At 67.9% G+C, this 17242-nt stretch carries 15 protein-coding genes; 10 read left to right on the top strand and 5 right to left on the bottom strand.

From position 1 onward, the window contains the following. The first annotated feature begins 45 nt into the window (after positions 1–45). Positions 46–2439 (top strand): RelA/SpoT family protein, encoded by a 2394-nt coding sequence (locus ACZYZ3_RS01780; protein ID WP_463962146.1) that lies wholly within the window; start codon positions 46–48, stop codon positions 2437–2439. Between the two features lie 28 nt (positions 2440–2467). On the opposite strand, the gene ACZYZ3_RS01775 is transcribed toward ACZYZ3_RS01780, so the two are convergent. The 3 genes from ACZYZ3_RS01775 to ACZYZ3_RS01765 form a co-directional block, all read right to left on the bottom strand. Further along, positions 2468–3118, bottom strand: coding sequence for a hypothetical protein (locus ACZYZ3_RS01775; RefSeq protein ID WP_463962145.1), 651 nt, complete (start codon positions 3116–3118; stop codon positions 2468–2470). 116 nt (positions 3119–3234) lie between these two features. Next, positions 3235–4887, bottom strand: a complete 1653-nt coding sequence (locus ACZYZ3_RS01770; protein WP_463962144.1) for a DUF349 domain-containing protein — start codon at positions 4885–4887, stop codon at positions 3235–3237. 61 nt (positions 4888–4948) lie between these two features. Further along, positions 4949–5749, bottom strand: coding sequence for a peptidylprolyl isomerase (locus tag ACZYZ3_RS01765; protein WP_463962143.1), 801 nt, complete (start codon positions 5747–5749; stop codon positions 4949–4951). A gap of 258 nt (positions 5750–6007) precedes the next feature. On the opposite strand from ACZYZ3_RS01765, the gene hisS reads away from it, so the two are divergent. After that, positions 6008–7375, top strand: a complete 1368-nt coding sequence (gene hisS / locus ACZYZ3_RS01760) for a histidine--tRNA ligase (protein WP_463962142.1) — start codon at positions 6008–6010, stop codon at positions 7373–7375. Here the strand turns inward: hisS and ACZYZ3_RS01755 are convergent. After that, on the bottom strand, positions 7372–8673 hold the full coding sequence (locus ACZYZ3_RS01755) for an APC family permease (protein ID WP_463962141.1): 1302 nt from the start codon (positions 8671–8673) through the stop codon (positions 7372–7374). The genes hisS and ACZYZ3_RS01755 overlap by 4 nt on opposite strands. A gap of 102 nt (positions 8674–8775) precedes the next feature. Between ACZYZ3_RS01755 and aspS the strand changes: the two genes are divergently transcribed. The 3 genes from aspS to ACZYZ3_RS01740 all read left to right on the top strand — a co-directional run bounded on the left by aspS (position 8776) and on the right by ACZYZ3_RS01740 (position 12476). Then, a complete protein-coding gene (gene aspS, locus ACZYZ3_RS01750) occupies positions 8776–10557 on the top strand; it encodes an aspartate--tRNA ligase (protein WP_463962140.1) in 1782 nt (593 codons plus the stop codon). 127 nt (positions 10558–10684) lie between these two features. Further along, the gene (locus tag ACZYZ3_RS01745; RefSeq protein WP_463962139.1) at positions 10685–11449 is read left to right on the top strand and encodes a GNAT family N-acetyltransferase; all 765 of its coding nucleotides are present in this window, start codon (positions 10685–10687) and stop codon (positions 11447–11449) included. 793 nt (positions 11450–12242) lie between these two features. Further along, on the top strand, positions 12243–12476 hold the full coding sequence (locus tag ACZYZ3_RS01740) for a hypothetical protein (RefSeq protein ID WP_463962138.1): 234 nt from the start codon (positions 12243–12245) through the stop codon (positions 12474–12476). Between the two features lie 364 nt (positions 12477–12840). Here ACZYZ3_RS01740 and ACZYZ3_RS01735 read toward each other — a convergent pair whose 3' ends face one another. Then, positions 12841–13488, bottom strand: a complete 648-nt coding sequence (locus ACZYZ3_RS01735) for an acVLRF1 family peptidyl-tRNA hydrolase (RefSeq protein WP_463962137.1) — start codon at positions 13486–13488, stop codon at positions 12841–12843. A 59-nt stretch (positions 13489–13547) separates the two neighbouring features. Here ACZYZ3_RS01735 and ACZYZ3_RS01730 point away from each other — a divergent pair, with 59 nt between their 5' ends. From ACZYZ3_RS01730 to ACZYZ3_RS01710, 5 genes are all read left to right on the top strand, one after another. Then, a complete protein-coding gene (locus tag ACZYZ3_RS01730) occupies positions 13548–14993 on the top strand; it encodes a replication-associated recombination protein A (protein ID WP_463962136.1) in 1446 nt (481 codons plus the stop codon). A gap of 80 nt (positions 14994–15073) precedes the next feature. Continuing rightward, positions 15074–15481, top strand: a complete 408-nt coding sequence (locus ACZYZ3_RS01725) for a cupin domain-containing protein (RefSeq protein WP_463962135.1) — start codon at positions 15074–15076, stop codon at positions 15479–15481. A 206-nt stretch (positions 15482–15687) separates the two neighbouring features. Then, entirely contained in the window at positions 15688–16314 is a 627-nt protein-coding gene (rpsD, locus tag ACZYZ3_RS01720) for a 30S ribosomal protein S4 (RefSeq protein WP_282383458.1), read from the top strand. 145 nt (positions 16315–16459) lie between these two features. Further along, positions 16460–16834, top strand: coding sequence for a DUF948 domain-containing protein (locus tag ACZYZ3_RS01715; protein ID WP_069951911.1), 375 nt, complete (start codon positions 16460–16462; stop codon positions 16832–16834). Positions 16835–16854: 20 nt separating this feature from the next. After that, a complete protein-coding gene (locus ACZYZ3_RS01710) occupies positions 16855–17133 on the top strand; it encodes a DUF6167 family protein (RefSeq protein ID WP_463962134.1) in 279 nt (92 codons plus the stop codon). Positions 17134–17242 lie beyond the last annotated feature (109 nt).

Here is a 17242-nt window from a genome sequence, read left to right as displayed (position 1 = left end):
GCGGGAATACACTGGAAGAATTAACGGGTTCGGAGAGGTGCTCCATTGGAAGAACGTTCGACGCCGGTGCCATCAGCGCCGGCGGATAAGGCCCCAGGCCAGGGTTCACAGACTGGTGTGGCGGCTCCCGGACGCGCCGATCCGCTGGTCCCGGTGGACAGCTCGGGCGCACGCCCCACCTTCCCCGGCCGGCGCGAACGCACCCGCTCCCGCCTCGCCCGCCTGACCGGGCGCGGCGCCCCCGCCTATTCGCCCATTCTCGAGCCGCTGCTGCGCACCGTGCGCGCCAACAATCCTAAAGAGGACTTCGACCTCATCCAGCGCGCTTTCGTCGTGGCGGAAAGCTGCCACCGGGGCCAGAAGCGCAAGAGCGGCGATCCCTACATCACCCACCCCGTCGCGGTCGCCACCATCCTGGCCGAGCTCGGGCTCAGCGGAACCACGCTGGCAGCGGCGCTCCTGCACGACACCGTCGAGGACACCTCGTACACCCTGGAGGACCTGAAGGCCGAGTTCGGGCCGGAAGTCGCCATGCTGGTGGACGGTGTCACCAAGCTGGACAAAGTCAGCTTCGGCGAGGCCGCGCAGTCCGAGACCGTGCGCAAGATGGTCGTGGCCATGGCCAAGGACATCCGAGTCCTGATGATCAAGCTGGCTGACCGGCTGCACAACGCCCGGACCTGGCGGTTCGTCTCCGCCGAGTCCTCGGCACGCAAAGCGCGGGAGACCCTGGAAATTTTCGCCCCGCTGGCGCACCGGCTCGGCATGAATACGATCAAGTGGGAACTGGAGGACCTCTCCTTTGCAGCCCTCTACCCCAAGGTCTACGAGGAAATCGTGCGCATGGTGGGGGACCGGACCCCCGAGCGGGAGAAGAACCTCTCCGTCATCCGGAACCAGATCACCGAGGACCTGCGCGAGGCCAAGATCAAGGCCACCATCACGGGCAGGCCGAAACACTACTACTCGATCTACCAGAAGATGATCGTCCGGGACAAGGACTTCGACGACATCAATGACCTGATGGGCGTCCGCGTCCTGGTCGACTCCGTCCGGGACTGTTACGCGGCCCTGGGCGCCATGCATTCGCGCTGGAACCCCCTCCCCGGGCGGTTCAAGGACTACATCGCGATGCCCAAGTTCAACATGTACCAGTCGCTGCACACCACGGTGATCGGCCCCGGCGGCAAGCCCGTGGAGATCCAGATCCGCACCCACGAGATGCACCGCCGCGCCGAATACGGCGTCGCCGCGCACTGGAAGTACAAGGACCAGCCGAACAGGGCGGCGGCCGGGCCCGGAAGCCCGCGCGAAGGCGACATGGGCTGGCTCCGGTCGCTGGTGGACTGGCAGCAGGAAACCTCCGACCCCGGCGAGTTCCTGGACTCCCTGCGCTTTGAAATCAACGCCCGGGAAGTCTTCGTCTTCACCCCCAAGGGTGAGGTCATGGCCTTGCCCGCCGGCTCCACGCCCGTGGACTTCGCCTACGCCGTCCACACCGAGGTGGGCCACCGGACCATCGGCGCCCGCGTCAACGGCAAGCTGGTCCCGCTCAACAGCGAGCTGAACCACGGCGACTGGGTGGAGATCTTTACTTCCAAGGCTGAGGGCGCCGGCCCCAGCCAGGACTGGCAGCACTTCGTCAAGAGCGCCCGGGCCCGCAACAAGATCAGGCAGTGGTTCAGCAAGGAGCGCCGCGAAGAGTCGATCGACCGCGGCAAGGAACTGCTGACCAAGGCGATGCGCAAGCAGAACCTCCCGCTCCAGCGCCTGATGACGCACGACGCCCTCGCCGCCGTCGCAGAGGACTTCAAATACGTTGACATCTCCGGCCTCTACGCCGGGGTGGGCGACGGGCACACCTCCGCCCAGTCCGTCATGGAACGCCTGGTGGAGAGCCTCAGTGGCAATGACACCCCCGAGGACGACCTCACCGAGATTTCCATTCCCACCCAGGTGACCAAGACCCGGTACTCCGATTCGGGCGTCGTGGTGCGCGGCGTGGACGACGTCTGGGTCAAACTCGCCCGGTGCTGCACCCCGGTGCCGCCGGACCCGATCCTGGGCTTCGTCACCCGCGGCTCCGGCGTCTCCGTGCACAGGACGGACTGCACCAACGTCAGCGGACTGCTGGAGCAACCCGACCGGATCGTAGAGGTCGAGTGGGCGCCCACGCAGTCAAGCGTCTTCCTGGTCGAAATCCAGGTTGAAGCCCTCGACCGCAAGTCGCTGCTCTCGGATGTGACACGGATCCTGTCGGAAAACCACGTCAACATCCTGGCGGCCAGCGTGCACACGTCCACGGACCGGGTGGCCATCTCGAAGTTCGCCTTCGAGATGGGCGACCCCAAGTACCTGAGCCACGTGTTGAGCGCCGTCCGCCGCATCGACGGCGTCTTCGACGTCTACCGGACCACGGGCAACCGGCGGCGTAGCTAAGGCAGGTCGAGGGGCCTGTTGTCCGGCGCTAAGGGGCCGGGCCGGCCCGCAGCTGTTCGAGCTTCGCCAGGGCCACCTTCCGGTAGGGCATACCGGGGGTGGCTTCAACGGCGTGCACGAGCAGCCGCAGCCGCAGGCCCAGCTCCGGCTTGCCCAGGAGCGCCCGCAGGGCCGGCACCGCACGCCCGGGGTCCACATGCAGGGCGATGTCCACTGAGGTCCGCAGCGGGCTGGAGACCATCAGCCCGCCCAGGCTCACGACATCGAACGGGCCCAGGCGCACCTCATGGAAAGTGCAGCCCCGGGTGGACCGCAGACTGGAAATCCGCCGGTTGGCGTCCACCAGCATGGCGAGCCGGTCCGGTTCAGCGGCACAGCCATAGATCCAGGCCGCCGTCATCCTTCCCGCGACGACCCGCTGGCGGATGGCCGGACTAACCAGAACGGACGCTGCACGGGCCCGGAGCTGCGGGGTGGGCCGTGTCCCCGGCGGCAGGTAGCCGCGCTGGTACAGCTGCGTCAGCACGCCGTCGGACGCCATCGCCTGGAGCTCGGGCCAGGAGAACAGTGCCCCCGGGGAGTACAGCTCCGACAGGGGCAGGTCGGGCGGGGCCGGCTTGGGCTGGGCTGGCCTGTGCTGGGCTGGCTTGTGATGGGGCGGGCCGTGAAGAATGACCATTTAGCCATCGTGTCCGGTCCCGGGCACAGCAAACAGGCCCCGACCCGGTCATGTGGATAACCGGTGCGGGGCCTGCTTGGACCAGCTTCGAACAGCGGGCGTTGTGGTTCCTGTTGCTAGGAGAGCTCGCTCGCCGACTTCTCGAGCTGTTCCAGCCAAGCCTCACGGGCCTCGAGGGCTTCCTTGGCGGCCTTGGTCTTGCGCTCGTCGCCGGCCTTCTCGGCCTTGGCCAGGTCGTCCCTGAGTCCTGCGATGGCCGACTCCAGCTGCGTCAGTGCGCTGTTGGTGCGGGCCTTCGTCTCCGGGTTGGAGCGCTTCCAGTTTTCATCCTCGGCGTTGCGGACGGCGTCTTCGATCTTCCGCAGTCCGGCTTCAACGCGTCCCATGTCGGCGCGGGGAACCTTACCGGCCTCTTCCCAGCGGTCACGAATGGACTGGAGCGCCTTCTTCGTGGCAGCGAGGTCCTTGATGGGAAGCAGCTCGTTCGCTTCCGCGAGAAGGGCTTCCTTGACCACCAGATTGGCGCCGTATTCCTGGTCGATCTCGTCGTTGGCTGCCTGCCGGTTGGTGAAGAAGACGTCCTGCGCGGCCCGGAACCGGGCCCAGAGGGCGTCGTCGTCCTTGCGGCTGGCGCGCGGTGACGCCTTCCACTCATCCATCAGACGGCGGTATTCGCCGGCGGCAAAGCCCCAGTCGGTCGAGGTCGAGAGGGCCTCGGCCTCGGTGATCAGCTTTTCCTTGGCGGCCTTGGCTGCCGAGTTGGTGCTGTCCAGCTGGGAGAAGTATGCGCGGCGGTGCCGGTCAAAGACGGTCCGGGCGGCACGGAAACGCTTCCAAAGAGCGTCCTCGTTGCTGCGCCCGAGCCTGACGCCGCTCTTCTGTGCGGTCTTCCAGCTCTCGAACAGTTCGTTCATCCGGGCGCTGGAGGTCTTCCACTGAATCTGGGCCGGGTCGTGGCCCGCGATCTCTTCGGCCTCGGCCACGATCGCCTCGCGCGCGGCCAGTTCGGCGGCACGGACGGCGTCGTGTTCGGCCTTCTCAGCCTTTTCAAGCTCCGAGATCTGCGTCGCCAGGGTGTCCAAACGGGCTTCGGCGGAGCGAAGGTCGCCCACCATGTTGCGTTCGGCAAGCTGCTCCCGCATGTGGGTGACGGTCTTCTGCATGTCCGTGGCGGGCGCCTTGGAGTTCACGCGCTGTTCCAGCAGGACAATCTGCGCCACGACGTCGTCGTACTTCCGGGCGAAGTAGCCCAGGGCCTCGTCATCGCTGACCCCGGGGTACTGGCCGGCGGGATGTTCCTCGCCGTCGACGGTCAGGAACACGTGGCCGTCGCCCTCGACGCGGCCCCAGCGTGCGGCTTCGGCCAGCGAGGCGGCGGAGGACACAGCGGCCGGTGCGGCTGCCGGAGCTGCCGGGGAGGGCTTTGACTTCGGCCGGGCGGCGAACGCTGCCGGTGACGGCGCCGGACGCGGCGCGGAGGGCGCTGCAGTGGCGGGAGCCTCCGGCGCGGCTTCCTCAGCCGGAGCCTCGGGTTCAACGTCGGCGGCGGGAGCCTGCGCAACCTCGGTAGCCTCAGGTGCGGGCTCGGCCGCTGCCGGAGCAGCTGCCGCTTCGGGCTCGGTTGCCGTCTCCGGCTCCGTGCCGGTGGGAGTGTCTGTCGCCCGTGCTGCGCCCTCTTCCGGGCTGTGTCCTACGAACCCAGCCTCCGTTTCGGTCTCGTTGGCAGCTGCTGCTGACACTGTTTCGTCGGATTTCTGACTGTCTGTCACCGCTAGAAGTCTTTCGCTTGGAGGGAAATACCGGGGCCGTGGCCGCAAGGGCGACGGCTGGTTACTTCAGAGAGAACGAGTCTATCGTGACTGGTTCCGCGGGGGCGCCGTCTGTGGCGTTATCACCCGGTTTTAGGCCGGCGGCCGCAATATTGGTCACCACATCCAGTCCCGAGGTCACCCTCCCCACCACGGAGTAACCGCCCGCGGCGTCGGCCGGGATGACGGTGTCCTTGTACACAATGAAGAACTGGGTGCCGTTGCCGTAGGCGTTCCCTCCGCTCCGGGCCACGGCGATGGTTCCGGCCGGGTAGGTGTTGTCCGGCGGGGTGTTCTCCAGCGGGCCCCAAGCGAAGCTCGGGTCGCTGCTGCCGTCGCCGGCCTTGGAGCCGCACTGCAGCACGCCGAAGGTTTCCGCGGTGGTGAGCCGGTGGCAGTTGAGCCCGGCGTAAAAGTTCTGATCCGCGAGGGACTTGAAGACGGCGGCCGCCTGGGGTGCGCTCGTGCCGTCCAGTTCGACGCCGAGCGTGCCGCTGTTGAGCTTCAGTTCGCCGGTGAAGGTCTGGCCGGCCGCCGTTTCTGGCTTCGGGATGTTGTCGGCGTTGCTGGGGGAGGGCGAGGGCGGGGCCGAGGGGGTGGTCAGCCCGGCCTGGGCAGCGGCGTATTCGTCCTCGGTGGGATTGGAGGAAAATACCGTCAGCTGCAGCACCAGCGCAACGACGACCGCAGCCGTTCCGGCTCCAACGGCCAGGATGTTGTCGCGCCTGCGGCGCTTGTCCTGCTCCTTGCGCAGCTCGCGCTTCGCCTCCATTTGCTGGACGCGCCGCTTGGCTTCGCGGGCGCTCCGTGAACTGGCCGCCAAAAGTCCTCCTGGGTGTAGGGCCGAAACCGCGGCGGCGCGTGGGCGCCGTCGCGTGTTCAGCGGTAAAGCTGCCGGCAGCCGGGGCGTGGCCGGCCGCATTAGAAGTTGCGGGCGCGGAACGCATAAACTGACTGCCGCACACAGTTTATGCATGACCGGCTTGTCTGCCGCCCATCTGATCCCCGTTTCGGACGGCCGTTTCGGCCGCAGCGCGGCGCAGGAGACTCCGGCCGGTTTTACCTGAGGAGAAAATCCACCATGGCACGCACCGCCTCCCTGTCCGGATTCCCCGAGTGGCTTCCCGAGGAGCGGCTGGTGGAGCTGCATGTGCTGGACACGCTGCGCCGGGTCTTCGAACTCCATGGCTTTTCCTCCATTGAAACGCGCGCGGTGGAGACGGTCGGGCAGCTGCTGCGCAAAGGCGAAATCGACAAAGAGGTCTACGGGCTGAGCCGGCTCCAGGACGACGACGAAAGCTCCACAGGCACTGCTACAGGCGCCGCCACGTCGCACCGAGGCGATCCGCACGCTCTGGCGCTGCACTTCGACCTCACCGTGCCGTTCGCACGGTACGTCGTCGAGAATGCCGGCTACCTCGCTTTCCCGTTCCGCCGGTACCAGATCCAGAAGGTCTGGCGCGGGGAACGTCCGCAGGAAGGCCGCGCCCGCGAGTTCACCCAGGCCGACATCGACATTGTGGGCGACGGCGAGCTGCCGTTCCGTTACGACGTCGAGATTGCGCTGGTCATCGCCGAGGCCCTGAGTGCCCTGCCGATCCCGGCGTTCCTGCTCCGGATCAACAACCGCAAGCTGGCCGAGGGCTTCTACAACGGCATTGGACTCACAGACACCGCCGGCGTGCTGCGCAGCATCGACAAGCTTGAGAAGATCGGCCCGGCCAGGGTGGCTGAGCTGCTGAAGACCGAGCTCGGCGCCACCGACGGGCAGGCCCAGTCCGCCCTCAAACTGGCCTCGATCCGCACCGGGGACACCTCCTTCGTGGAGCAGGTCCGCGCCCTCGGGGTCAGCAACGACCTGCTCGAGGAGGGCCTGGCCGAACTGGAGCAGGTCATTGCCGCAGCCGTCCAGCGGGCGCCCGGTAAGGTCGTCGCCGACCTCAGCATCGCCCGCGGCCTGGACTACTACACCGGCACCGTGGTCGAAACCGTCCTGGTGGGGCACGAACAGCTCGGCTCGATCTGCTCCGGCGGGCGCTACGACGCCCTCGCCAGCAAGGGCAACCGCAAGTTCCCCGGCGTCGGCCTCTCCATCGGCGTGACCCGGCTGGTCTCCCGGATCCTCAGCCAGGACCTCGCCAAGGCAACACGCTCCGTGCCGACCGCCGTGCTGGTGGCGCTCAACAGCGATGACAGCTGGGGCGCGGCGCAGGACGTCGCCGCGGAGCTGCGCAGCCGCGGGATCGCCACCGAGGTGGCGGCCAAGGCCGAGAAGTTTGGCAAGCAGATCAAATTCGCGGACCGCCGCGGCATTCCCTTCGTCTGGTTCACGGACGACGACGGCAACCACCAGGTCAAGGACATCCGCTCCGGCGAGCAGGTCGACGCCGATCCGGCCACCTGGGCTCCGGCCGCAGAGGACCTGCATGTCCGCGTCCTGAAAGCCTAGGCGGCTGCTTTCCGGAGCCGCAGCCGCCGCCACAGCACAAGGAAGCGCCCGGCCACACCGGCCGCCAGCACTGCCGCCATGCCCAGCACCGAGGCGGGCGGCAGGGTCACGGCGAGGACCAGGCAGCCGAGGAAGCCCAGCACGTTGAGCCAGCGTGGGGCATGCCAGGGGCGCGCGGACAGCGTGAAGGCGGCGGCATTCGTCACCGAGTAGTAGATCAGAACGCCGAAGCTGGAGAAGCCCACGATGGTCAGCACGTTGGTGCTCACCAGCAGCACGATGACGGCGGCCGCGACGGTCAGTTCGGCGACGTAGGGAACGGTATGCGCGCCGCCCACCCGGGCGAGCGGGGGCGGCAGGTCACGTTCCCGCGCCATCGCCATCGCGGTCCGGCCCACGCCCGTGATCAGTGCCAGCAGCGCGCCGAGGCACGCGGCGGCCGCGCCGGCCTGCACGAACGGGGCGCCGGCGCTGAGCTGCGAGCTGGCGACGGCGTCGAGCAGCGGCGCGGTCGAGCCGGCCAGCTGTTCCGCCGGCAGATGCGACTGCAGCAGCAGCGCCATCCCGAGGTAAATGGTGAACGCCGCGGCCAGGGCCGCGAGAATGGCCCGCGGAATGGTGCGGGTCGGGTCCTTGACCTCTTCGCCCAGTGTCGCGATCCGGGCATAACCGGCAAAGGCAAAGAACATCAGCCCGGCCGCCGGGAGCACACCCCAGCCGCCCGCCCCGGCGGCGCCGGCGGCGCCGTTCGAGGAAGGATGCGGCCCCAGAATCGACGCGGCCGCCACGAACGCCAGGGTGGCGAGCACCACCCCCAGCAGGATCCGGGTCAGCAGCGCCGTCCGGGTGATGCCGAGCAGGTTCACGCCGGTCAGGACCACGACGGCGGCCACCGCCAGCGGCGTCGCGAAGTCCGGAGCCACATAGTGGCCGAACGTCAGGGCCATCGCCGCGCAGGAGGCAGTCTTCCCGGTCACGAAGCCCCAGCCTGCGATGAAACCCGGCCATTCGCCCAGCCGCTTCCGCCCGTAGACATAGGTGCCGCCGCTGGCGGGATATTGGGCGGCCAGCTGGGCCGAGGCCACAGCATTGCAGTACGCGATCACCCCGGCCAGGGCCACCGCGACGGCCAGCAGGGGGCCGGCCAGTGCAGCGGCGGGCGCGAAGACCACGAACACGCCGGCGCCCAGCATGGACCCGAGACCGATTGCGGTCGAATCCAGAACGCCCAGGCGGCGCTGCAGCTGCCCGGGTGTGCGCCGGTCCGGGCGGGGCGTGCTCTGATGGCGGCTTGCCATGGCGGGAGGGGCCTTTCCAGCGGGTAAACTCGAACGGGATCGTTCCAGTAGCGATCCTATTGAACTTTTGATTTCCCTCTGTCTTCTTCAGAAAGGCGTGCTGTGCTGCGCACACATGACCTCGGATCCCTTCGCTCCGAGCACATTGGACAAACCGTAACCCTCGCCGGCTGGGTCGGCCGGCGTCGTGACCACGGTGGTGTCGCCTTCGTTGACCTCCGCGACGCAACGGGGGTGTCCCAGGTGGTCGTCCGTGAGGAGGAAGTCTTCCACGGGCTGCGCAACGAGTACGTGCTGCAGGTGACCGGCACCGTCTCCCGGCGCCCCGAGGGCAACGAGAACCCGGCGCTGGCCACCGGCGAGATCGAGGTCATGGCCGAGAAGGTCACCATCCTCAACACCTCCGAGCCGCTGCCGTTCCAGATCGACGAGCACGTCGAAGTCGGCGAGGAAGCCCGCCTCAAGCACCGCTACCTGGACCTGCGCCGCCCCGGCCCCGCCCGCAACATGCGCCTGCGCTCCGAGGCCAACCGCGTGGCCCGCGAACTGCTCCACCAGGACGGCTACGTCGAGATCGAAACCCCGACGCTGACCCGCTCGACGCCGGAAGGCGCCCGTGACTTCGTGGTCCCCGCACGCCTGGCGCCGGGGTCCTGGTACGCACTCCCGCAGTCCCCGCAGCTGTTCAAGCAGCTCCTGCAGGTCGGCGGCTTCGAAAAGTACTACCAGATCGCCCGCTGCTACCGCGATGAGGACTTCCGCGCGGACCGCCAGCCGGAGTTCACCCAGCTCGACATCGAAGCCAGCTTCGTCGAGCAGGACGACATCATCCGGCTCGGCGAAAACATCGTCCAGGCACTGTGGAAGCTGATCGACGTCGAAATCCCGACGCCGATCCAGCGCATCACCTACCACGACGCCATGGCCCGCTACGGTTCAGACAAGCCGGACCTGCGCTTCGGCCTGGAACTCACCGAGCTGACCGAGTTCTTCAAGGACACCAACTTCGGCGTCTTCAAGGCACCCTACGTCGGCGCCGTCGTGATGCCGGGCGGAGCCTCCCAGGCCCGCCGCGCGCTCGATGCCTGGCAGGAATGGGCCAAGCAGCGCGGCGCGAAGGGACTGGCCTACGTCCTGTTCAAGGAAGACGGCGAACTCGCCGGCCCCGTGGCCAAGAACCTGACCGACACCGAGCGCGCCGGACTGGCCGAGGCCGTTGGCGCCAAACCGGGCGACTGCATCTTCTTCGCCGCCGGCGAAAAGTCACCGTCCCGCGCCCTGCTAGGTGCCGCCCGCGTGGAGATCGGCCACCGCACCGGCCTCATCAACCCGGGCGACTGGGCCTTCTGCTGGGTGGTCGACGCCCCGATGTTCGAACCGGCCGCAGCGGCCGTCGCATCCGGCGACGTCGCCGTCGGCGCCGGGCAGTGGACCGCCGTGCACCACGCGTTCACCTCGCCCAAGCCCGAGTTCATGGACAGCTTCGACAAGGATCCCGAATCCGCACTGTCCTACGCCTACGACATCGTCTGCAACGGCAACGAAATCGGCGGCGGCTCCATTCGTATCCACCAGAGCGACATCCAGGAACGGGTCTTCGAGCTGATGGGCCTGGACAAGGCCGATGCGCAGACCAAGTTCGGCTTCCTGCTCGAGGGCTTCAAGTTCGGCGCTCCCCCCCACGGCGGCATCGCGTTCGGCTGGGACCGTGTGGTCGCGCTGCTGGCCGGTGTCGAATCCATCCGCGACGTCATCGCCTTCCCCAAGTCCGGCGGCGGCTTCGACCCGCTGACCCAGGCTCCCGCTCCGATCACGGCTCAGCAGCGCAAGGAAGCCGGCGTGGACTTCAAGCCCGAAACCAAAAAGGCTGACGGAACCAAGTAGCCCGATGTGATCAGCAGCGAAGGCTCTCCGGGCAACCGGGGAGCCTTCGCTGTTGCTGTCCCGGACTACTCCCGGGAAGTACTGGGCAATGTGCCGGACGGAAAGGGGCCCCATGGAGCCGGAACCGATGACCAGGCTCGAGGAGCTGATGGACGCCGCCTGGCCTGCTGCCGAACGGGAGGAATCCGGCGGCTGGGTGCTCCGCGCTTCCTCCGGCGTGACGCAGCGCGCCAACTCAGTCTGGCCCCGCGAGCCCGGGGCGGACCCCCACGGGCTGCTCGCCACGCTCCGGGAGGCACGCCTGTGGTACCGGAACCGCCGGCTGCCGCTGATCTTCCAGGTCTTCGAGGACACGCGCTCGGCGCTGCTCAACGCCGTACTGGACGAGGAAGGGTTCACCCGGCAGTCCGAGACCCTGGTGCTGGTCCGGGACGGCGGCACGGATTCCCCGGGCACCGACAGCGGCGTCGAGATCTCTGCCGCGCCCTCCCCGGAGTGGCTGCGGCTGTGGTGGAGCGTGGACGGCCGCGGCGACGACACAGCCCTCGCCGTCGCCCGCGGGATCCTCGAACGCTGCGACTCGCTTTACGCCCTGGTGCGGGACGACGACGGCCGGCCCGCCGCCGTCGGACGCCTTGCCCTTCCGCCGGGCGGGACAGGCGGGCTGTACTGCATGGCGACCCGGCCGGATGCCCGGCGGAACGGCCATGCCACGCGGATCCTGCGCGGCCTGTTGCGCGAAGGGGATGCCCGGGGCCTCAGCGGCTACTGGCTGCTGGTGATGGCCTCCAATGCCGGCGCCCGGGAGCTCTACGCCCGCGCCGGTTTCCAGGCAGCCGGCCGGTACCTCTACCGGCAGGAACGGCCCAAGCGCCACCTGACCGGCTGCTAGAACGGCGCGCCTCAGGTCGCTTCGGCGGTTGCCGTTCCCGACGGGTCTATTTCTCCCTGGCTGGCCGGTGAGCGAGGAGGACAGCCTGCGGCGTCTTTTCGTGCGCACGTGCTTGGCGTGTCATCTGAGCGACCACGGTGAAGCCGGCGCCGGTCAAGTGTCCGGCGACGATCTCCGGTGTGAAGAAACAGGCCTCCAGCGACACCTCGTGCCCGTAGGCCTGTGTGAGATGCCGTTGGCCCTCGCCGACCTGGAAGCTGAGCAGTGCATGGCCCCCGGGCGCCAGGACGCGGAAAAACTCGGCAAAAATCCGGGGTAGGTCCCCTGGCGGCGAGTGGATGATCGAGTGAGGACTTCCCGGCCGTGTTCGTCCAGGCCAAGGGGTTCGGGGACCTCGTTGACGCCCGCGGCGCGGAGCGCTTCGAGGAACGCATGAACGGCGGGCGTCCACGGCCCAGCGCTCCACCGCACGGTCTGGCCGACTCTCGTGACGAGGGTCGAGTTACCGCCGGCGAGAACCTCTTCATCCGTCATCGGACCAATCTAGTACGCAACGCGGGGTCAGGTACGGCCGATGTCGGGCGGCTTAGTGGGCGGGATCTGACCCCGCGTTGCTTGTGGTGCTCGGGTGAGTTGGGCGCCTGACCAGACGTGGGGGTTGGGGCTGGTGCAGGGCCTTTCAGCACTGGGTGCCCTGGTCGCTGCCGGAGAACAATCGGAGTGAACAGGGCACGCCCCCTTTCGGCCGGATTGCCGGACCAGCCTTCGACGGCCGCACTTCACGGAGGCTCTCATGAAAGTTCTTATTGCGGAATCCGTAGCCATGATGGCCATCGGCGACGGTGTTATCGGAGCGTTGTTTCCGGTGCAGCACTCGACCCGGTGGGAGTTCGGCCCGGAGCCGTGGCGCAAATGCATGCGTATGTGGGCCGAGCATCCCCGATTGACACGTGCCATGAGTCTTCTGCAGATCGTTGGGGGCGTCGTCTGGGCGTCGCGACTTCGTTCCACGCCGTCGAATGGCTAGTCCCGGACTTGACGCAGCACGGCTGCGGCCCCGCCGGGGAGCTGCACCCTTGCACTTTCGTCCGGTTACTCTCTGGATGAGTCCCTGAACGCGTCCTTGACCTTTTCGCCGGCCTGCTTGACGCCGGGCCTGCTTGGCGCCGGCCGCGGCCGGGTCGCCCTTGCCCTCAGCCGTCAGGCTCTCGTCCCCTGAGGCTTTGCCAGCGGCTTCCTTGCCTTTGCCCGCTAGCTTGTGGGCGGCCTTGCCGATTTGTCATCCACTCCCATAGCGTTTCTCGCTACAGTCGGACCGCCGGCATCTGGCGGCCGGGGATGTCATTTTAGGCCCAACTCGCCTCAACGATAAGTATGTTGACTAAATCGACTTACGCCGGCGGATCCGTCACCAGGATGCGCACCGCGCACAGGTCAGCCGCGGCCTTCTTCAGGACCGCGGCACGTGGGTCTGGGACGTCCAGGAACGCGAGCCTTGGCCGCGCGGCGTACTGCTTCAGCACCGGTTCGGCGAGGACCTGTTCGGCCAGGGTCCGGTCGCCGCCGGGCGCCAGGTATGCGATCCGGTGATCCGCGAAGATCCGGGCGGCATGGTCCGCCACGGCTTCCACCAGGGCATCGGCCTGGTTCGCCCGCCGCCGGGCAAAGCGCTGCTGGGACCAGCCTCCGGCCGCCGTCCGGGACTGGACGTGCCGGGTGCCGGTCTTGGACGCAAGCACCGCCCCGCCGCTGACCACCGCCACGGAATAGCCTCCGCGCCGGATCAGCAGGGCCCCGAGGCTCCGTGGCTGGGACGCCAGGGAGGCGAGGCGGGCGACGGCGTCGCTGCCGTGCCCCGGACGGCCGTCCACCGGCCACGGCGTCTGCAGCAGCGCCACGGCCCCGTCCGCGGCACTCAGCTGCAGCCCGCCGTCGAGCTCCTCCTCGCTGAGGGCGCCGTGGCTCGCGGCGAAGCGTTCCACCCAGCCCGGCAGCCGGGCGCCGGAGACGAACGCCACACGGGTCTCGGGGCTTGTCATGGCGCAGTCTCCGTTGTGAGGGTGTCGGGGCGGGCGGGAACTAGAAGTAGCCTATCTATGTGGATGATCTCTTTGGCGCAGGACGGGACAGCGGCGGCGCTATCGAGGACGACGGCGACACCGAGGAACCGGGGGAGGGCCGCGCCCCCTCCCCGCGCAGCCCGCTCGCCGTCCGGATGCGTCCGCGGACGCTCGATGACGTGGTGGGCCAGCAGCACCTCCTCGGACAGGGTTCGCCGCTGCGCCAGCTCGCCGCCGGGACGGACGCCACCGGTCCCGCGGGGCCCAGCTCACTGATTCTCTGGGGTCCTCCCGGAACCGGCAAGACCACGCTCGCCCACGTGATCGCCAAGGGCCCCGGCCGGAAGTTCGTCGAGCTCTCCGCCATCACCGCCGGCGTCAAGGACGTCCGCCGGGTCATGGACGAAGCCCTCACCGCCCGCGACCTCTTCAAGACCACCACCGTGCTGTTCCTGGATGAGATCCACCGCTTCAACAAGGCCCAGCAGGACGCGCTGCTGCCCGGCGTCGAGAACCGCTGGGTGGTTCTGGTCGCCGCGACCACCGAAAACCCCTCCTTCTCCGTCGTCTCCCCGCTGCTTTCGCGGTCCCTGCTGCTGACACTCAAGCCGCTCACTGACGCCGACGTCGAGGGGCTGCTGCTGCGGGCCGCCGCCGACGCCCGCGGGCTCGGCGGCAAGGTGGAACTCAGTGACGACGCACTGGCGCACCTGGTCCGGCTCTCCGGCGGGGACGCCCGCCGGGCGCTGACCGCGCTCGAAGCGGCGGCCGGCGTCGCCTTCGGGGACGCGGATGATACGGACACAGTCGTGGCCGGCGCAGCCGCCGAAGCGGCCGGGGAAGCTCCGATGAAGATCGAACTCAAGCACACGGAGCGTGCCCTCGACGTCGCGTCCGTGCGTTATGACCGCGCCGGCGACCAGCACTACGACGTCGCCAGCGCCTTTATCAAATCCATCCGGGGATCCGACGTCGACGCCGCCCTGCACTATCTCGCCCGGATGCTCGAAGCGGGGGAGGACCCGAAATTCGTGGCCCGCCGCATCGTCATCTCCGCTGCCGAGGACGTGGGAATGGCTGACCCGACGGCGCTGCAGACCGCCGTCGCCGCCGCCCAGGCCGTCCAGCTGATCGGCATGCCCGAGGGCCGCATCATCCTGGCCGAGGCTGTGGTCCACCTTGCCACGGCACCCAAATCCAACGCCGCATATATGGGGATCAACCAGGCGATCGCCGACGTCCGCGCCGGGCTGGGCGTCGGCATCCCCGCGCACCTGCGCGATGCCCACTACCCGGGATCCAAACAGCTGGGCCACGGGCAGGGCTACAAATACGCCCATGACGCCCCCCACTCGGTGGCCATGCAGCAGTACCCGCCGGACGACCTCGTGGGGCGCAACTACTACGAGCCGACCGCCAACGGCGCAGAACGGGACATCTCCACCCGGCTGGAGCGGCTGCGCAGGATCATCCGCGGCAAGTGACCGGCGGGCCGGGAAAGTGCACGTTGACTTCCCGGCCCCGGGGTCTGACGTGGACTTAAGTCAGCAAGGACCTGCTGAACGTGCGTGCCTGGTGGGGGCAGCGGCACACCGCCCTGGCCGTCAAGTCCATTGATCTGCCGGACAGGAAACGGTGCCCCGACAACGCCGCATTCGATCTCGTCACCGTCAACGACTACTCGGTGGCGCGGCTGCTCCTCGGCCCGGGCTGGCGGTGCTCCCAGTCCGTCAGACCCCTTGAACAGACCGAGCTCTGTGAACACCACCATCTCGGGTTCTGCATCCCGGGGGAGATGGAAATGGAATCCTCCGACGGGCTGCGCTCCACTATCCGCGCCAACGATACCTACGCAGTTCCGCCCGGCCATGACGAATGGGTTGCCGGCTCCGCCCCGTTCGTGGCGGTCGAATTGGTGGGCGCGGCATCGTTCGGGCGGCGCAGCGGGCGGGGTGTGCATGCCAGGACCTGACGGTCCGCCGGCCCCGACATGGTAGGGTTGTTCGTTGTCTGGCAAGGCACGGACGCACAATCCACCTGATTTCAGCATTGCACGCTGTTGCGATGTTCTTCTGATGGGTTTGCCCTGTGCCCAGTAGCAAAAGGCAGCGGTTGGCCGATGCTCTCCATCGTGGAGGCCAGTAACACTGACACACCGCAGATATTGGAAGGACACAAGTGGCTAACAACACTCGTGCTCGCCGGACCGCACGCCTTTCGCGTGCCCTCGGCATTGCTCTGACCCCCAAGGCCGCCAAGTACATGGAGCGCCGCCCGTACGGCCCCGGTGAGCATGGCCGTGCCCGCAAGAAGCAGGACTCCGACTACGCCGTACGTCTGCGCGAAAAGCAGCGTCTGCGCGCCCAGTACGGCATCCGCGAAGCCCAGATGACCCGTGCCTTCGAAGAAGCACGCCGCACCAAGGGCCTGACCGGTGAAAACCTGATCGAACTGCTCGAAATGCGTCTCGACGCCCTCGTGCTGCGTGCCGGCTTCGCCCGCACCATCGCCCAGGCCCGCCAGTTGGTTGTCCACCGCCACATCCTGGTCGACGGCATCCGCGTTGACCGCCCGTCGTTCCGCGTCTCTGAGGGCCAGCTGGTCCACGTTCACAGCCGCAGCGAAACCATGCCTCCGTTCCAGGTCGCAGCAGCCGGCGCACACCGCGACGTCCTGCCGATCGTTCCCGCCTACCTGGACGTCAAGCTCGACGCCCTGCAGGCACGCCTGGTCCGTCGCCCCAAGCGCTCCGAGGTCCCCGTGACCTGTGAAGAGCAGCTTGTCGTGGAATTCTACGCACGCTAGATCCAACGCGACACCTTACAAAGAAGCCCGTGGCAAGCGCCGCGGGCTTCTTTGTATGTAAGGTACTTGGGGGACTTCTGCGGTTGCCGGCTGTGTCAGCCGGAGGCGCCCGCAGGGACACAACGCAACAAGGAGATGAAGAACTATGACTGGTGGCGATATTGCCGGCCTGATCGCGGCCGGAGTGTTTGCACTGCTGGTCCTGCTGCTCGCCGTGCCGATTCTGAAGCTCGGGGGAGTGTTCGACGAAGTGCGGACCTCGATCCGTTCGATCAGCGACGGCGCGACCCCGCTCATGGACGAAGTCACAGCGACCGTCTCCACCACCAACGAGCAACTGAAGAAGGTCGACGGGATCGCGAACAACGTCTCCGACGCCTCGGCCAACATCTCGGCGCTGTCCTCGCTCGTCGCCGCCACCGTGGGCTCGCCCCTGATCAAGGTCGCCTCCTTCAGCTACGGCGTTCGGGCGGCCTTCTCAGCCCGTAAGAAGCCCGCCACCGGCCGCCGCAGCCGCTAATCCCAGCTGGAGAACCTGACATGAACAGAATCATCTGGATGGGAATCGGCGTCGCCATCGGCGTCATCGCGTTCCGCAAAATCACCGAGGCGCAGTCCAACCTCGGCCCTGAGGGGCTCAACCGGGCCGTGGGCCGGCTCGCCGACGGCCTGTACGACTTCGCTGACGCCGTCCGCGAAGGTATGAACGAGCGCGAAACCGAACTCCGCATTGCCCTCGGCATGGAAACCGGCATCGATGCCGGGCTGGAAAAGGCCCTCGGCCACGGCACTGCCGGCCGGGATGCAGTCCGGCGCTAGCCGGGAGAGAATTGAAAGAGGGCGGCACCCGCACGAGGGCCGCCGGCACGGCCGAAGGCCGGGACCACACCGTTCCCGCGGACCACACGCGCGAACCGCAGACGCAACA

The sequence above is a fragment of the Pseudarthrobacter linnaei genome (assembly GCF_055412825.1).
This window is presented reverse-complemented; position numbering and strand designations above follow the sequence as displayed.

Bases quoted from the DNA above. Each gene is read 5' to 3' on its own strand.
- ACZYZ3_RS01715 (WP_069951911.1), top strand. From the start codon at position 16,460: ATGACTGGTGGCGATATTGCCGGCCTGATCGCGGCCGGAGTGTTTGCA.
- ACZYZ3_RS01745 (WP_463962139.1), top strand. From the start codon at position 10,685: ATGACCAGGCTCGAGGAGCTGATGGACGCCGCCTGGCCTGCTGCCGAA.
- ACZYZ3_RS01735 (WP_463962137.1), bottom strand. From the start codon at position 13,488: ATGACAAGCCCCGAGACCCGTGTGGCGTTCGTCTCCGGCGCCCGGCTG.
- ACZYZ3_RS01755 (WP_463962141.1), bottom strand. From the start codon at position 8,673: ATGGCAAGCCGCCATCAGAGCACGCCCCGCCCGGACCGGCGCACACCC.
- ACZYZ3_RS01740 (WP_463962138.1), top strand. From the start codon at position 12,243: ATGAAAGTTCTTATTGCGGAATCCGTAGCCATGATGGCCATCGGCGAC.
- ACZYZ3_RS01710 (WP_463962134.1), top strand. From the start codon at position 16,855: ATGAACAGAATCATCTGGATGGGAATCGGCGTCGCCATCGGCGTCATC.
- hisS (WP_463962142.1), top strand. From the start codon at position 6,008: ATGGCACGCACCGCCTCCCTGTCCGGATTCCCCGAGTGGCTTCCCGAG.
- ACZYZ3_RS01775 (WP_463962145.1), bottom strand. From the start codon at position 3,118: ATGGTCATTCTTCACGGCCCGCCCCATCACAAGCCAGCCCAGCACAGG.